Origin of the sequence: Alteromonas algae, assembly GCF_049117195.1 — a bacterium.
Lineage (GTDB): Bacteria > Pseudomonadota > Gammaproteobacteria > Enterobacterales > Alteromonadaceae > Alteromonas.
Map to the genome: position 1 here is coordinate 2,640,637 of NZ_CP185260.1, position 16,259 is coordinate 2,656,895.

The following is a 16,259-nucleotide window of genomic DNA, read 5'->3' on the forward strand; positions in this document are numbered from 1 at the left end:
TGATAGTGCTGCGAAGGCGTCATTGGTCATCACTATAAAATAGTGCGCAAACTGTATCATGTTTATCTATGCCAATAACAGACGCGCTTGCGCTGCGTCTGCTTGTATTTGGTCTTTTAACGCTTCAAACGAAGCGAATTTAATTTCTTCTCGAATTTTCGCAATAGGAAACACCGTAATAGGCTTCCCGTATAAATTACTATCGAGGTCAAATATGTGCACTTCTAACTGGTTTCGCTCGCCATTTAATGTGGGGCGCGTTCCAATATTTGCAACACCAATGTGGTGCTCTCCGTCCACATCAACGCGCACTGCAAATACACCTCGAATTGGCGTGCGGCAGCGTTTCAACATAACGTTGGCAGTAGGGAAGCCAATCGTTCGCCCTTTCTTTTCTCCATGAACAACACGCCCATGTATGGCAAAAGGCCTACCTAGCATTTCGTTAGCCAACGAAAAATCGCTGTCAGCCAACGCCTCGCGTACGGCAGTAGAGCTAATACGATGAGCATGCATGGTGAAGCTTTGCGTGCTTACCACATCGAATCCGTATCTACGCCCAGCGGCTTGCAGCATAGCAAAGTCGCCTTCCCGGCCATTGCCGAAGCGAAAATCATCGCCGACAACAAGAAACTTAACGCCAAGCTTGTCGACAAGCAAATCATGTACAAAGGTATCAGCAGACTGCTTAGCAAATTTTGCGTTGAATCGAACGGCAAGCAGCCTATTAACACCTTGCTGCATCAGTAGTTCGTATTTTTCTCGCACAGGGCTTATACGCGCCGGGGCAGTATCCGGCGTAAACACCTCTTCAGGCTGAGGCTCAAACACCATAACAGTAGCAGGCAATGCCAGCGACTTTGCTTTTTCAATCACGTTCGCGAGCACCGCTTGGTGACCACGATGTACACCGTCAAACTTACCGATAGTAAGCACGCACCCTTTATGGTGAGGTTTTACATTATTTAGCCCGCGGATAAATTCCACTGTTAGCCACTACCTTTTAACTGCTTGAAATTCAAAGCCCGCGATTATAGCCGACCGCGGTCACAATACCAACACTCTGAGCGCGCAATGACCGTCTAGATGCTCTACTTTCGGTCAGATAACGACTTTTAACCACCACCGCTTCGAAAATGTCGTGGTTTCATTCCCAGTAACACCATGCTTACACCAAATACCAAGACCGATAGTGCAATCGTAATAGTCACGTCTTTGATCTGTTCTAATAACAATAAGTCGAAAAAGGCGAGCCCTGTATCACGATAGTAGATAAGCGCGCCCATTGCCGTGCTAGCAATAATGACACGCGCAATGAATAGCACCGAGGTTTTGCTTAACGTAAACACACCTAGCTTGTGCAAAGAAATGTAAAGCAAGGCGGCATTAAGTGTTGCTGACATACTGGTAGCGATGGCAAGGCCTACATACCCAAACGGTACGGCAAGCACCAGGTTGAACACCATATTTGCAGCCATGCACCAAATACCAAACTTCACCGGTGTTTTAGTATCTTGTCGAGAATAGAAACCAGGCGCTAATACTTTTACAAGCATAAAGCTTAATAGACCGAACGAATACGCCGTTAGCGAATAAGACGCCATAATAGCCGTATCTGCGGTAAATGCGCCACGCTGGAAGATAACGGTCAGTATCGGGCGCGCCATGGTCGCCAGCCCCACCGCGGCCGGTATGCCCAATAGGCAGACCATGCGAAAGGCCCAATCGATATTAGCCGAAAATGCTTTTGCATCTTTCCCCACATGATTTCGCGACAGCGCGGGCAGAATAACCGTTGCTATCGCAATACCGAATAACCCTAATGGGAACTCCAGCAGTCTGTCTGAATAATACAACCAGCTAATTGACCCGGTAACTAAAAAGCTGGCAATAAACGTATCAAACAATAAATTTATCTGCCCCACCGATACGCCGAATAGTGCTGGGATCATTAAAGTGCGTACTTTGACTACGTTTTCATCATGCCATCCCCACTTCGGCTTAACCAACAAACCGGCGCGGAACAAAAAGGGAAGTTGAAAGCAAAATTGTACAATGCCACCAATAAATACTCCCCACGCCAGCGCATAAGCTGGTTGTTCAAATTGGGGCGCTAGGAAAATCGCGCAAGTGATAATGCAAACGTTCAACAATACTGGTGTGAATGCAGCCACCGCAAATTTGTTTAGGGTATTGAGAATGGCGCCAGCTAACCCCGTTAAGGAAATAAATGCTAGGTAAGGAAACGTTATTTTTAGCATGGTAGAGGCAAGAATAAATTTATTACCCGCTTCTTCGTCATGTAACCACGCCACAAACCACCCGGTACCAAAGAGTGCTGCAAGAATTGGGGAAGCGATAACACCAATAATTGAAACAATAAAAACGATGGCGCCCAGCGTGCCGCTTATTTTTGCCACAAACGCTTTAAGTTCTGCTTTATCGTCGTTGTTGTGGACTTCGGTAAGAACAGGAATAAATGCTTGTGCGAATGCGCCCTCGGCAAACAGCCGGCGCAAGAAGTTTGGGATTTTATTAGCAAAAAAGAATACATCTGCCGATGCGCCGTCGCCCATAAGGCGCGCTACCACAACATCACGAACCAGCCCAAGCACGCGAGAAATAAGGGTCATTATACTGACAATAAGGCCTGACTTAATTAACTTACGTGACACCGGTAGTTTCCAAATTGTGATTCACAGAGGTTATATACACGCTATGATAACTAAAGCTTGATACTGGCGAAACGCCTTATTCAAAATAGTTGTGCACCTTCTTTATATTTCTTGCTATAATCCGCGCCCGAATTGGGTAGTGTTTTCGACCCTATGTATTACCATTGAATGTGCAACGTGTTGAGCACTTACCGGTGTTCAATGGCTTGCGCGTTTACGTTAAACATTTAAATATTAAATCGTTTGACATTATGATGATAGATAGGCACAATCCGCACCCTCGTTTTTGACATGAATTTATTTTGGGAGTTACACCTTGGCTAACATCAAGTCTGCTAAGAAACGTGCAATCCAAGCCGAAAAGCGTCGTCAGCATAATGCTAGCCGTCGCTCCATGACTCGTACAAGCATCAAGAAAGTAGTAGCTGCTATTGATAGCGGTGATAAAGAAGGTGCACAAGCTGCACTATCTGCTGCCACTCCGATTCTTGACAGAATGGCTACAAAAGGTTTGATTCACAAGAACAAAGCTGCTCGTCACAAGAGCCGTCTAGCTGCACAAATTAAAGCACTAGGTTAATCTTTACGATTAGTAGTAAAAAAGCGCCGCAAGGCGCTTTTTTTATGTCTGCTAACTTATCAGTAAGCGCGCACTGACAACAGCACGCCCCTACTGGCAATCACTAACTCATTTTTCTCATTGTGCTTGCTGGCGCTATACGCATCACCCAATGCATTATTGCCCATGGCCAGCTTGGTACATAGGCACTCGCTTTTTCTTTATTTATCGCCTTGACCATCGCTTTACACCCTACTTCTGTATCAACGATAAACGGTACCTTTTCTACTTTTTCGTTAATCTCACTACGAATAAAGCCCGGGTGAATACATGTTACTTTAATGGGCGTATTCATTACATCCATACGGATCCCTTCGGTCATAGAGGTTAGTCCCGCCTTTGTGGCCGCGTATACCGTCATCGCGCGTCTGAACCCCCTCACGGCACTAATAGAAGAAATCGTCACAAGATGGCCAGCATTCTGCGCGCGAAAAATAGTCATTGCCGCTTCACACTGCGCGAGCGCTGATACAAAGTTGGTTTCAGCAGTTTGCTTATTGGCATGAAAAAAGCCTGTACCTATTGATGCGCCTTTCCCCATTCCCGCATTAACGATAACGCGGTCTATCTGCCCCATGTCTTCTTTAAATGCATCAAACACATCAAATACAGCACTGTGATCATTAACATCAAGTGCCCTAATAAATACCTTAATGTTTGGGTTTATCGTTAGCAGTTCGTCCCTCGCCTCTTCTAATCGGTCCATGCGACGAGCACACAGCGCGAGGTTTTTCCCTTGCTTCGCAAATTCTACAGCCATGCCCTTGCCTAACCCCGAGCTTGCGCCGGTTATCAGAATGTTTTGTCTATTTGTCATTATTACTTTCCTGATTTTTTAATCGCTTTCTTACAGCGCCACATTAGATAATGGATAAACACCCAAAAATTTTTAAATGCGGGATTGTTGGTTTGCCCATGATGATAACGGTAGTAGATTTGCTGGGCTATTCCGGCAAGCCTGAAAAGACCGTATACTTCATAAAACGTAAAGTCTTCAACATCGAGATTACGCTTTTCACAGTAGTACTTCACCACCTCATCTCTTGTCATCATACCGGGTAAGTGAGTGGGTTGGCGCCTTGTCGACTGAGCCAGAAAATCATCATCGGCATTAACCCAGTATGCTAACGTGTTACCTAAGTCCATTAATGGGTCGCCTAGTGTTGCTAACTCCCAATCAAGTACGCCTATGATTTGCGTATAATCATTTGGGTTAAGTACCACATTATCGAACCGAAAGTCGTTGTGCGTTATGCAAATATTTTCCATGGCAGGCATATTCGCTTCCAGCCACTTCATTACCGACTTTCCCGAAGGCACGTTCCACGTTTTGGCTTTGCTGAACCTTTCACTCCACCCTGTAATTTGTCGCTCGATATAACCATGCCCTTTACCTAAGTGTGATAAAGATGCCTTTTCATAATCAACCTCATGAAGCGATATGAGACTGTCGAGAACGTTTGTACATAAGGTTTTTGTTTTGTCTTTTGTCGTTGCTAAATCTCGAGGAAGATTTTTTCTAGGGATCACCCCAGTTAATTTTTCCATGACATAAAAGTCGGTACCAATGACATGGTCATCTTCACAGTATGCTAGCATTTGTGGTACGTACCGATACACCGGTTTTAGGGCGGCTTGAAGTCGAAACTCTCGCCCCATATCGTGTGCCCCCTTAGCTTTAGTGCCAGCCGGCGCTCTGCGCAAAATAACCGAGGTATTTTGATAGTCTAGGCAATACGTCCAGTTAGAGGCTCCACCTGCATATTGCGTTACCGCAGGCTCTCCCTCAAGGTTCTCTATGTTGTGCTTAAGCCAACTATCAACCGCGTCAACAGGCAATGATTCGCCCTCTCTGACCTCTGTTGCTTTGTCTACAACCGCCCTTTCCATTATTACTTACCTTCTTTCGCCGTTTTGTTCTGCGCCTTATCTAGCGCTTTTTTCATGCCCTGAGTTTGTTTCAGCATGCTTTTAATATAACGCTCTGTGGGCAACAACTTTTTAAGTAAAAAAGCGCGCTTGCCTAGTTTATGTGTGAGGATGAGAAAGCGTTTTTTCTGCACTTCTTGATAAATAATCTTTGCTACCGTTTCTTTGTCGATATCGGCTTTCTTAAAAAAATGCCCCATCATCTTATGCATGGCGGGATTATCGCTTCGCATTGACTCATCAAGATTCGTTTTAAAGAAGCTTGGGCATACGACGCTAACGTCGATATTACGAGGAGACAGTTCAAGTTTCATCGTCTCTGACAATGAAACCACCGCAGCTTTCACCGCGTTATAGCTATTCATATAGGGGATAGGCGTAATACCCGCTTGAGAGGCAATATTAACAAAGTGACCACTGTTTTGACGTTCAAAAAGAGGAAGAAATGCCTGACTCACTCGTACCATACCAAGTAAGTTAATATTGAACACCCATTCCCACTGCGCAATGCTCTCATCTGCTAAACTCCCTCCCGTGGCGACACCTGCATTATTAAAAACCAGATCTACCCCTCCCCACTGTGCTTGCACCGCATGGACCAGGTCGCTCACATCAGTCTGTGACGTAATATCACAGTGCTGATAGAAAGCGCTTGCCCCTTTCGCTTTTAACAAGCTAACGGTCTCTTCCCCGCGCTCTGCGTGAATATCAGCAATACACACCGCGAGCGAAGGCTGATTAGACGCCCATTCTAACGCTAACGCTTTGCCGAGGCCGGTTGCACCACCGGTAATGACTATTTTCACTGGGTCACTCTCACTGTTTATTAGTTACTAATATGATGCCATGCGTTCTGTTAGGCTTTTTTACGCGGCACGATGACTTTGGCTGCTACCATAGAGCAAGACCATTGTTGAATTAAATGAAAAATACTGCGTCGCCATTATGAATGACAGTCACAGTCAGTTATTACTGACGCTGAGGTGCGCGCACATGCTTTTTTGCCCACAGCGCCAACAGCAATGGGCCAACATACATAGCGATACCATAAACGCCCGGCGCAATCGCATACTCTGGAGACTGCAAAAAGGTAATGCAAACTAACATGGCAAGTGCTGCATTTTGAACCCCTACTTCTATCGAAAGGGTCACGGCATCTTTCAACGACAGTGCGGTAAGTTTTGCTAATGCCAAACCCAGTAATACGCTTGATAGATTTAGGGTAAGACAAACTAAAAATGCAGCGTTGAATGAAGACAATAAACTCTCTCGCTCACTGATCAACACTCCCACAATCATCGCCAACATAAAATACATCGAAAATTGACGAAAAAAATCTTCTGTTCTTATCGCAAACGTTGGGTTTGCCGCTCGAATTAGCATGCCTATACACACAGGCATAATTGAAATACCAATTAAGCCCACCACCGTTTCGCTAATTGAAAATGCAGGCGGGTTATCAGCGGCAAAATGCACAATGGCAAACTGGATAATAAATGGGGTGGTAAACACACAAACTAATGTAGATACCGCAGTTAAACTTACCGACAGCGCAAGATTCGCACGCGCGACATGACTAATGAGGTTGCTTGTTGTTCCGCCGGGGCAAGCCGCGAGCACCATCACCCCAATAGCCAGATAGGCCGGCAGGTCAAAAGCCAGACACAGCAGAAACGCTAAGAGCGGTAATAATATAATTTGCCCAATGAAGCCCGCTAAAATAGCGCGTGGTGTGCGTATGAGCCTAGCGAAGTCTTTTACCGTCAGCGTAAGCCCCATTCCGAACATAACAAATGCAAGCGCTAAGGGCAGAAGCACTTCTGTGAATATTGATGCCTGCATATTGACTACTCCGCAAACTGACAACCTTTTATTAACAATTGAATGAGTGTAACCTCATATAGAATTAATTTAAATGATGCATTTTTATAGAGAGACATAAATATGATGCATAGTAAAGTAGACCTAAATTTGTATATCGTATTGCGAGCCATATACCAAGAAGGCTCAATTACCGCGGCGGCAAATAGGCTCCACTTGACTCAGCCAGCGGTAAGCCATGCGCTTGCTAGACTCAGAAAAAACCTTGATGATGCATTGTTTACACGAAATGGCCGAAAGATGGTGCCCACGCCGTTTTGTCAAACTATTATCACCAAGGTACTCACGGCGATAGATACCCTCGAGGCGACGGCTACAGAGCACCACACGTTCGATATCAACACGGTGACAAAGCAAGTCAATCTTGGGCTACGTGATATATTAGAGTTCGTGCTTCTGCCTTCGCTTATTCCAGACTTACTTAAACATACCCCAGGCATTACCATTAACAGCACGCAGATAAGTACACTAGCGCTCGAGTCTTCGCTTACCCGCCAGCATGTTGATATCGCGATAGATGTGCTTACGCCCACTTCGAAACACATTCACTCTGAGTTCTTATGCCATGAGCACTTTGTGCTGATATGCGCGCCACATCACCCCATTGTCAGCCATACTACGCTTGAACAATTTACCCGCGCTGCGCATGCACTCGTTACCCTTAAAAACTCTAAAGTAGACACAGTGGACATCGCCCTTGCGCGCTACCACGCCTCAAGAAACGTTGTTATGCAGTGTGAGCATTACTTTGCGGCAGCAAGTGCTGTGAGTCGCTCAGATTTACTTCTAACCATACCAAGCCGATATGCCAAACAAATAGAAACACGGTTTGATGTAAAGGTGCTGCCCCTACCCTTCACGGTTCCTCAGTTAGACATTCATATGTATTGGCACGAAGACCAAGAGGAAGATTTAGTTAATCAGTGGATGAGAAAAAAACTTCATGCGCTTATTTAGCACCAACGGCAATGTAACGAAACAGTAAGACTACCGTCACTTAACTGTCAATTATTCAACTTATTGTGATGAACCAAGGCAAAACGCTTTGGGAACACGATGCAGACCACGCACCACCATACCCTTTGGCTCTCTGACATCCATTTAGGGAACAAAGACTGTAAAGCAGAGTATTTACTTAACTTTTTAAATAGCATTACCGTCGATACCCTCTACTTGGTAGGCGACATTGTCGATATGTGGCAAATGTCGAAGCAATTTAGATGGCCTGAAGCGCATAACCAAGTTCTGCACAAACTCATGCAAATGAGCGAAAACGGCACACGGGTTATTTACTTACCCGGCAACCATGATGCCCCACTTCAGTCATATTCCGGCATGACTTTTGGACACATTGAAATCGTACGCCAATGCGTACATACCACGCTGCAAGGGAAGCGCTATTTGGTATTGCATGGCGATCAGTTTGATGGCGACGTCACCATGGGGAAATTTCATGCATGGGTAGGCGATAAAGGGTATGACCTACTTCTGTTTCTAAATCGCTGGTACAACCGCTTTGGCCGTTGGCGAAAACGAGAATATTGGTCGCTGGCAGGCTATATCAAAAAACATATCAAAGGAGCCAACCTCGCCATTTCACGGTACCGCACAGCCTGCTGTTTATACGCTAAGCGTTTGGAATTAGACGGCGTTATTTGTGGCCACATACACCATCCACAAAGCAAAGTAGAAAACGGCATTCACTATGTTAACGATGGCGACTGGGTCGAAAACTGTAGTGCACTTACTGAAGATATGGACGGGAATTTAACCTTGGTTTATTACCTCGCGATGCACAACAACACCAATATTTCGCCGATAAAAACAAATACTGCTGCGTCGAAAGCGGCATAGGCATTAGCTTATACGTGCGCTTGAGATTATGTCCTTATAAGCGCAACGCAGGTAAATTGAGGTTAATTATGTTCACAGTTAACGACGTACTACAAACACACTACCCACGCGTGGCAAGCAACCCATTCTTATTCAAGCCCGTCTCGTCGCTTCTTAGGCACTTGCTCCATGAACAAGAGATTAGTGAATTTAGTGAAACCTATCCACATTACAATGATATTGATTTTGTTGAACAGGTGCTGGAGTATTTTAAAGTTAGCTATTCAACGCGTGACATTGAAAAAGAGCGCATCCCGGCCGACGGACGTGTGGTTATTATTGCTAATCACCCGATAGGATCACTGGATGCGCTTGCGCTCATCAAATTAATAAGTGAAGTGCGGCATGATTTAAAGGTGGTTGCTAATGAGATGCTGATGGCTATCGAACCCTTGCACAACATGCTCTTACCCGTTAACAATATGCAAGGTGGTACGCCCAAGCAGCACCTTCAAGCCATTCATTCCCACTTAAAAAACAATGGCGCGGTACTTATCTTTCCTGCCGGCGAGGTTTCACGACTTAGGCCGCAGGGCGTTCGGGATACCCATTGGCAGTCAGGCTTTCTGCGTATTGCAAAAAAAGTAAAAGCGCCTATTCTCCCAATTTTCATTGATGCTAAAAATAGCCCGCTATTTTATGGCATCTCAATGATATACAAACCGCTCGCCACAGCATTACTCGTTCAAGAAATGTTCAAACAACGTCGCAAACATTTGCCCATTCGTATAGGCGAGATCATACCCGTTGATACTTACACTCACACCAAGGTCGGACTGCAAGAGCATGTAAACCTATTCAAACGCCATTTGTATCGCATTGGAAGCGGTAAGAAAGGCATACTTGCTACCCAGGCTCCTGTTGCTCCGCCAGAAAATAGAAAAGAACTCGCCAACGCCATTAAAAAATGTGAACAACTGGGCGCAACCGCAGACGGAAAGACTATCTATTTATACTTGCATAAGCACTGCTCGCCAATTATGCGAGAAATCGGCAGACTTAGAGAAATTGCTTTTCGTGCGGTGGGTGAAGGCACTAGCAGACGACGAGATATCGACCGTTATGACTCCCATTATTACCACCTCATTTTGTGGGACGACAATAGTTTAGAAATCGTTGGCGCCTACCGCTTTGGTGATGCCGCCTTACTAACCCAAAACAATCACCCAACAGGGCTGTACTCAGCAAGTTTGTTTGATTACTCACAAGGTAACAACGCGCTGTTTCAAGAGGGGTTAGAGCTAGGTAGAAGCTTTGTGCAGCCACAATATTGGGGAAAGCGCAGCTTAGATTACCTATGGTTTGGTATCGGCGCTTTTTTAGCTCGATACCCTAACTACCGTTATCTTTTTGGCGCCGTGTCGTTAAGCAATAGCTATCCAGACACTGCTAAAGCGTTAATAGTGCAATTCTATTCTGTTTACTTCCCACCTAAATTTGGCGAGGCCTCGGCGAAGCGCCCCTACGACGGTTCTGAGAATACGCTGCACACCTTCACCGGTGATAATTACAAAAAAGAGTTTACTGAGTTAAAGCATTTATTGGCAAATATGGGCGTGAACGTACCGACGCTCTACAAGCAATACGGTGAGTTAGCCAAAGACGGCGGCCTCGCATTTTTAGATTTCAACGTCGACCCAGATTTTGCTGATTGCATAGACGGGCTTATCGTTGTTGATGTCACCCAACTTAAGAACAAAAAACAACAACGCTACTTACGCACTGACGTTTGCAAAAAAACAGCATAATGATTACCCGATTATACAACATAACTGTTGTTACGTTTCGAAGGTAATGATCTGTTTATGTGTGAAAGTGAAAAAAGGTAAACATAATTGGACTATTTAGCGTAATAATAGGCGGTATCATTGATAACGTTGAAAGGAACGTACGTGCTAAAGATAATAGTCCTTATCCCACTTTTTTTATCACTCCTTTGGTTTGGCTATTTGCAGGCCAACAAATTCACTATTGCCCAAGGTAAGCAGGGTTTTTTGTATATATTTGTTCTTTCAGGTGTCATTGCGGCTTTCTATACGCTAATGCTCTTTCTCACACATTAGCCTGAAAACAATCCCTTTCGCATAAAACAAAAAAGCCAGCGACGAGCACTGGCTTTACCATACACCGCAGACTATGCGCTACTGTTGTGACGTTACCGTCACATCAGCGTTAGCACGGAGTGCGTCGATATACTGTTGATACAAACGTTGACCGTACATTGAAGCCAGCTGCTGCTTAAGACCGCCTGCAAGATCTTCTTCAAGTTCAGGCGCAGCATTAACCGCAATTAACTGTACCAATGATACGTCTCCATTTACTGAAGATGCAACATCCACGTTATTGTCACCTTCTGGCGCCAATTTAAACAAAGTATCAACAACAGCTCGACTCACTGTGCTTGCATTTCTAGCGAGAGCGTCGGTCGATTCCCACGCCACTGACTTTTCAGCCAACGCTGCATCAATGCTTTCGCCAGCACGCACTTTAGCTAACAAATCGTTCGCCCAACCCTTCGCTGCATCTTGAGACTTTTGAACTTGCACCGTTGATACAATCTCATCGCGCACTTCTTCTAAAGTCTGAGTACGTTGAGGTAAGTGTTCTGCAATGCGCACAACAACAGCAGTTTCATCATCTACTTCAATAATGTCACTGTTCAACCCCTCTTCGATTAGCTCTGGTGAAAACGCCACATCAAGCACCGCTGGGTAGCTTAACTCTGCAGGCGCTGTTGCACGGCTAAACAGCACAGACTCTTGAATTTGTGCGTCAACAGCGTTTGCAGCATCTTCAAGTGTATCAGGCACTTCAAACGCAATTTCAGCAAGGGTATTTTGCAACTCAAAATACTTTTCCATCGCCTTGTCGTACAACAAGGTGTCACGAATCTCTGCTTCAACGTCTTCAAAAGCCGTCGTTTGCGCTTCTTTAATATCGGTCAATTTAATGATGTGAAAACCAAACTCGGTCTCAACCACATCAGAAATATCACCCACACTGGCTAAATTAAACGCCGCGTCATCAAACGATGGGTCCATCATTTCTGGTGTAATAAAGTCTAAATCACCGCCATTTTCAGCAGAGAATACGTCATCAGAATTTTGCTCTGCCAACGTTGCAAAGTCTGCACCGTTATCCAGTTCAGCCTTTAGCGCTTGTGCTTTTTCTTGCGCACCCTCACCAGACTCAATCAGGATATGCGACACTCGGCGCGTTTCCTGGGTACCGTAACCATCTATGTTGTTTTCGTAGTAGGTACGTACATCTGCATCATCTACCGATACTCGCGCTTTTAAGTCTTCAACGTTCAACGTAACGTAGGCAAGCTTTACTTGCTCTTCAGTATCAAATGACTCGATATTCGCGTTGTAGTAGTTTTCAACATCTTCGTCGGTAACCTCTACACTGTCGGCAAAAGACGCGGCGCTTACTGTCACAAATTTCGCGTCACGGGTTTGACGTTGTAATGCATTCGCGCGCGCTGCCTCACCGTCTAATGTGAACGACGAGTTTGTTAGTGCCGCTGCAAGTTGGTTTTGGGTCATTTGAACGCGAAGGTAATCACGAAAGCCAGCTACCTGAAAACCATTTTGGCGCAAAATAGCTTGGAAACGATCATTGTCAAATTGACCGCCAAATTGAAACTCTGGCATTTGAACAATGGCTTCACGAATTTGCGCATCACTTACACGGAGCCCCATTTCAACGGCTTGCTGCTGTATAAGCTTTTCGGCAATCAATCTTTCTAACACATTGCTGCGAAAATCACTTAAATACTGCTCGCTCGAAAACAGTTGCGCAATGCTCTCGCCAAACTGTGATTCCATTTGTGCCCGCTGATTTTGGTAGGCACGCTCTAATTCTTGCGCAGAAATCTCTTCGCCATTAACTGTCGCTACCGCTGCAGAACCTGAAGATGTCAGGTAGCTACCAACGCCAGCAAAAACAAAACTTAGTACGATTAACGCGATAACCGCCATTGCCCATGGGCCTTGAGAACCTTCTCTGATTCTTTCTAGCATGATTATTCTTCAACTCCGTTGCTTACTACACTTGCCTCAACTTTCAACCTATGGGAAAGCGATAACAAAATAAGCGCTGATTATAACCTAATAGCCGCGAATATAAACGCTCTGTGCTGAACAAAACCGCTTAAATTAACCATGTTGACGCAATTAATAAATAAACGGGATGAGGAAGGCGCTACTGCAATGCTATTAGTGCTTTTAAATTGCTGAAATAAAAAAGGCGATGGACTAGCCATCGCCTTTTTATTTATTAAGATTTGCTTAGTTGCAAGCGTCTTTCAGAGCTTTACCAGCTTTGAAAGATGGAACTTTCGCTGCTGAAATCTGAATTGTCTCACCCGTTTGTGGGTTACGACCACTGCGAGCTGAGCGCTCACGTACTGAGAAAGTACCGAAACCTACTAGTGCAACTTGGTCGCCGTCTTTAAGCGCCGCAGTTACTGAGTCAGTGAATGCGTCAAGCGCGCGGCCAGCTGCTGCTTTAGAAATGTCTGCACCAGCAGCGATTTGGTCGATAAGTTGAGACTTGTTCACTATTATGATCCCCTTCGATTGTTATTATACTGTTTGTCCAAAACAATTTGTTTGAACGTTATAACAAGCTTGATTGTTAACTTCAAGCTTATGTCACAATTAATTAACTTTTGTTATATCGCTGCTATCCCTTTTGTGGCAAGGCTTTTAGCGAATACCACCTAAAGGTAACACAACTTTTGCGACTTTAAAGCCCTATTTTGAAAAAAAACGGCGAAACAGCCCAGGTATGCGCATTTTTTATACAAAAAAGACAAAAAAGATGCTGCACCCCTTTAAAATTAAGGGGGCAACACTAATCATTATTTTGCATTTTCGACGGAAAATGATTCAACAGGTTCCTGTAATGCAATATCTAAAACGTCATCTATCCATTTTACTGGGTGAATAGACAAATCTTTTTTCACATTATCCGGAATCTCTTCCAAATCTCGTTCGTTATCTTTTGGAATAACGACCGTTTTGATACCGCCTCTGTGAGCTGCAAGTAACTTCTCTTTAAGTCCACCAATAGCCAGCACTTCACCGCGCAATGTTATTTCGCCCGTCATAGCGACATCACACTTCACAGGGTTACCGGTTAACGACGACACAAGCGCCGTGCACATGGCAATACCTGCGCTAGGGCCATCTTTTGGTGTCGCACCTTCCGGCACGTGAACATGGATGTCACGCTTTTCGTAGAAATCGCCATTAATACGAAGTTTTTCAGCGCGGCTGCGAACGACCGTCATAGCGGCCTTGATACTCTCTTGCATGACATCACCCAGCGAGCCGGTTGACGTCATTTTGCCTTTACCGGGCACAGAAGTGGTTTCGATAGTCAGCAGGTCACCGCCTACTTGCGTCCACGCTAACCCAGTGACTTGACCGATTTGATTGTCTTTATCGGCTTTGCCGTAGTCGAAACGCTGAACACCAAGATAATCTTTTAAGTTATCTTGTGTTACCACCACTTTTTCTTTGCTCTTGTTCAAGAGAATATCTTTAACCGCTTTACGGCATACTTTTGATACTTCACGCTCTAAGCTTCGAACGCCGGCTTCTCGGCTGTAGTAGCGAATCATACCAATCACTGCAGAGTCGGTAATCTCAAGCTCTTTCGCTTTTAGACCATTACGCTCCATTTGCTTACCAATAAGGTGATTCTTGGCGATATTAAGTTTTTCGTCTTCGGTATAGCCAGACAAACGAATCACTTCCATTCTGTCTAACAATGGCCCAGGTATATTCATACTGTTAGACGTTGCCACGAACATAACATCAGATAAGTCGTAATCAACCTCAAGGTAATGATCACTGAAACTGTTGTTTTGCTCTGGATCTAACACTTCCAACAATGCCGAGGCTGGGTCGCCGCGCATATCAGAAGACATCTTATCTATTTCATCAAGCAAAAAGAGGGGGTTCTTTACGCCCACCTTCGCCATCTTTTGCACTAACTTACCCGGTAGCGACCCGATATATGTTCTGCGATGCCCTCGAATTTCAGCTTCATCACGAACGCCGCCCAATGCCATGCGAACGTATTTACGCCCTGTTGCTTTAGCAACCGATTGGCCTAAAGAGGTTTTTCCTACTCCTGGAGGACCTACCAAACACAGTATTGGGCCCTTGAGTTTTTTCACGCGTTGTTGAACCGCGAGATACTCTAAAATGCGCTCTTTAACTTTCTCAAGACCGTAGTGGTCTTCATTAAGCACTATTTCAGCTCTTGATAAGTCTTTCTTAACGGGCGAACGTTTATTCCACGGTACATTAGTAAGCCATTCAATGTAGCTGCGTAATACCGTCGCTTCTGCCGACATCGGTGACATCATTTTAAGTTTTTGAAGTTCGCCTTTCGCTTTGTCTTCTGCCTCTTTCGGCATTTTTGCGTCAGCGATTTTTTTAGAAAGCGCTTCAAACTCATCAGGTGCATCATCTAATTCACCCAGTTCTTTTTGAATCGCTTTCATCTGCTCATTCAAATAGTATTCGCGCTGGCTTTTTTCCATCTGCTTTTTAACGCGAGTACGAATTTTTTTCTCAACTTGAAGCAGATCGATCTCGCCTTCCATCAGCGCCATCAGATACTCAAGACGTTCATTCACGCCTTTCATCTCTAGCACTTTTTGCTTTTCTGGCAGTTTAAGCGGCATATGCGCTGCCATCGTATCGGCAAGACGTGCGGCGTCTTCAATACCGTTAAGCGAAGTCAGAACCTCGGGGGGAATTTTTTTGTTAAGCTTCACATAGCCTTCAAACTGAGACACTGCTGAGCGAATGAGTACTTCTTGCTCACTTTCATCAATGCCTTCATCTTCAAGCTTATTGATAGTAGCCACGAAATAAGGCTCAGACTGTTCGTAGCCTTCTATTTCGCCTCTTACACTCCCCTCTACTAACACTTTAACTGTGCCATCGGGTAGTTTAAGTAATTGAAGAATAGTCGCGATAGTACCTACCGTGTAGATATCGTCCGATTCAGGCTCATCAACGCTTGCGTCTTTTTGTGCTACAAGAAATATTTGTTTGTCATTTTCCATTGCGGCTTCAAGGCAACGGATAGATTTCTCACGCCCTACAAAAAGGGGTATGACCATATGCGGGTAGACGACTACGTCGCGCAAGGCAAGCACAGGAATTTCAATGCGATTTTCACGCTCAACTGTCATACTTGTTCTCAAATTAGTTTGCATTGTCGATTTATATGGG

13 protein-coding genes are annotated in these 16,259 nt (G+C 44.8%); 4 read left to right on the forward strand and 9 right to left on the reverse strand.

Annotated elements, in window-relative coordinates; all coding sequences use genetic code 11:
* Positions 1–66: 66 nt before the first annotated feature.
* Both ribF and murJ read right to left on the reverse strand, forming a co-directional pair.
* A complete protein-coding gene (gene ribF, locus ACOJRU_RS11900) occupies positions 67–987 on the reverse strand; it encodes a bifunctional riboflavin kinase/FAD synthetase (RefSeq protein WP_421131962.1) in 921 nt (306 codons plus the stop codon).
* Positions 988–1,115: 128 nt separating this feature from the next.
* Complete coding sequence (murJ, locus tag ACOJRU_RS11905; protein WP_421131963.1) at positions 1,116–2,675, reverse strand: murein biosynthesis integral membrane protein MurJ; 1,560 nt, start codon at positions 2,673–2,675, stop codon at positions 1,116–1,118.
* A gap of 316 nt (positions 2,676–2,991) precedes the next feature.
* Here murJ and rpsT point away from each other — a divergent pair, with 316 nt between their 5' ends.
* Positions 2,992–3,255 carry a 30S ribosomal protein S20 gene (rpsT, locus tag ACOJRU_RS11910; protein WP_421131964.1) on the forward strand — a complete coding sequence of 88 codons (264 nt, stop codon included), beginning with the start codon at positions 2,992–2,994 and terminating at the stop codon, positions 3,253–3,255.
* Between the two features lie 103 nt (positions 3,256–3,358).
* Here rpsT and ACOJRU_RS11915 read toward each other — a convergent pair whose 3' ends face one another.
* From ACOJRU_RS11915 to ACOJRU_RS11930, 4 genes are all read right to left on the reverse strand, one after another.
* A complete protein-coding gene (locus ACOJRU_RS11915; RefSeq protein WP_421131965.1) occupies positions 3,359–4,111 on the reverse strand; it encodes an SDR family oxidoreductase in 753 nt (250 codons plus the stop codon).
* 2 nt (positions 4,112–4,113) lie between these two features.
* Positions 4,114–5,184 (reverse strand): phosphotransferase family protein, encoded by a 1,071-nt coding sequence (locus ACOJRU_RS11920; RefSeq protein ID WP_421131966.1) that lies wholly within the window; start codon positions 5,182–5,184, stop codon positions 4,114–4,116.
* A 2-nt stretch (positions 5,185–5,186) separates the two neighbouring features.
* The gene (locus ACOJRU_RS11925; protein WP_421131967.1) at positions 5,187–6,029 is read right to left on the reverse strand and encodes an SDR family oxidoreductase; all 843 of its coding nucleotides are present in this window, start codon (positions 6,027–6,029) and stop codon (positions 5,187–5,189) included.
* Between the two features lie 163 nt (positions 6,030–6,192).
* The gene (locus ACOJRU_RS11930) at positions 6,193–7,065 is read right to left on the reverse strand and encodes a bile acid:sodium symporter family protein (protein WP_421131968.1); all 873 of its coding nucleotides are present in this window, start codon (positions 7,063–7,065) and stop codon (positions 6,193–6,195) included.
* A 102-nt stretch (positions 7,066–7,167) separates the two neighbouring features.
* On the opposite strand from ACOJRU_RS11930, the gene ACOJRU_RS11935 reads away from it, so the two are divergent.
* The 3 genes from ACOJRU_RS11935 to ACOJRU_RS11945 all read left to right on the forward strand — a co-directional run bounded on the left by ACOJRU_RS11935 (position 7,168) and on the right by ACOJRU_RS11945 (position 10,745).
* On the forward strand, positions 7,168–8,061 hold the full coding sequence (locus ACOJRU_RS11935; RefSeq protein WP_421131969.1) for a LysR family transcriptional regulator: 894 nt from the start codon (positions 7,168–7,170) through the stop codon (positions 8,059–8,061).
* A 99-nt stretch (positions 8,062–8,160) separates the two neighbouring features.
* Positions 8,161–8,958 carry a UDP-2,3-diacylglucosamine diphosphatase gene (locus ACOJRU_RS11940; RefSeq protein ID WP_421131970.1) on the forward strand — a complete coding sequence of 266 codons (798 nt, stop codon included), beginning with the start codon at positions 8,161–8,163 and terminating at the stop codon, positions 8,956–8,958.
* 68 nt (positions 8,959–9,026) lie between these two features.
* Positions 9,027–10,745, forward strand: a complete 1,719-nt coding sequence (locus ACOJRU_RS11945; protein WP_421131971.1) for a GNAT family N-acyltransferase — start codon at positions 9,027–9,029, stop codon at positions 10,743–10,745.
* Between the two features lie 393 nt (positions 10,746–11,138).
* Here the strand turns inward: ACOJRU_RS11945 and ACOJRU_RS11950 are convergent, their stop codons facing one another.
* From ACOJRU_RS11950 to lon, 3 genes are all read right to left on the reverse strand, one after another.
* On the reverse strand, positions 11,139–13,022 hold the full coding sequence (locus ACOJRU_RS11950) for a SurA N-terminal domain-containing protein (RefSeq protein ID WP_421131972.1): 1,884 nt from the start codon (positions 13,020–13,022) through the stop codon (positions 11,139–11,141).
* Positions 13,023–13,289: 267 nt separating this feature from the next.
* A complete protein-coding gene (gene hupB / locus ACOJRU_RS11955; protein ID WP_012518978.1) occupies positions 13,290–13,562 on the reverse strand; it encodes a nucleoid-associated protein HU-beta in 273 nt (90 codons plus the stop codon).
* Between the two features lie 302 nt (positions 13,563–13,864).
* Positions 13,865–16,219 (reverse strand): endopeptidase La, encoded by a 2,355-nt coding sequence (gene lon, locus ACOJRU_RS11960; protein WP_421131973.1) that lies wholly within the window; start codon positions 16,217–16,219, stop codon positions 13,865–13,867.
* Between the last annotated feature and the right edge of the window lie 40 nt (positions 16,220–16,259).

What these genes read in the sequence shown, in the direction of transcription:
- ACOJRU_RS11920 (WP_421131966.1), bottom strand. Translation starts at nt 5,184, where the DNA reads ATGGAAAGGGCGGTTGTAGACAAAGCAACAGAGGTCAGAGAGGGCGAA.
- ACOJRU_RS11945 (WP_421131971.1), top strand. Translation starts at nt 9,027, where the DNA reads ATGTTCACAGTTAACGACGTACTACAAACACACTACCCACGCGTGGCA.
- lon (WP_421131973.1), bottom strand. Translation starts at nt 16,219, where the DNA reads ATGACAGTTGAGCGTGAAAATCGCATTGAAATTCCTGTGCTTGCCTTG.
- ACOJRU_RS11930 (WP_421131968.1), bottom strand. Translation starts at nt 7,065, where the DNA reads ATGCAGGCATCAATATTCACAGAAGTGCTTCTGCCCTTAGCGCTTGCA.
- ACOJRU_RS11950 (WP_421131972.1), bottom strand. Translation starts at nt 13,022, where the DNA reads ATGCTAGAAAGAATCAGAGAAGGTTCTCAAGGCCCATGGGCAATGGCG.
- ACOJRU_RS11935 (WP_421131969.1), top strand. Translation starts at nt 7,168, where the DNA reads ATGATGCATAGTAAAGTAGACCTAAATTTGTATATCGTATTGCGAGCC.
- ACOJRU_RS11915 (WP_421131965.1), bottom strand. Translation starts at nt 4,111, where the DNA reads ATGACAAATAGACAAAACATTCTGATAACCGGCGCAAGCTCGGGGTTA.
- ACOJRU_RS11940 (WP_421131970.1), top strand. Translation starts at nt 8,161, where the DNA reads ATGCAGACCACGCACCACCATACCCTTTGGCTCTCTGACATCCATTTA.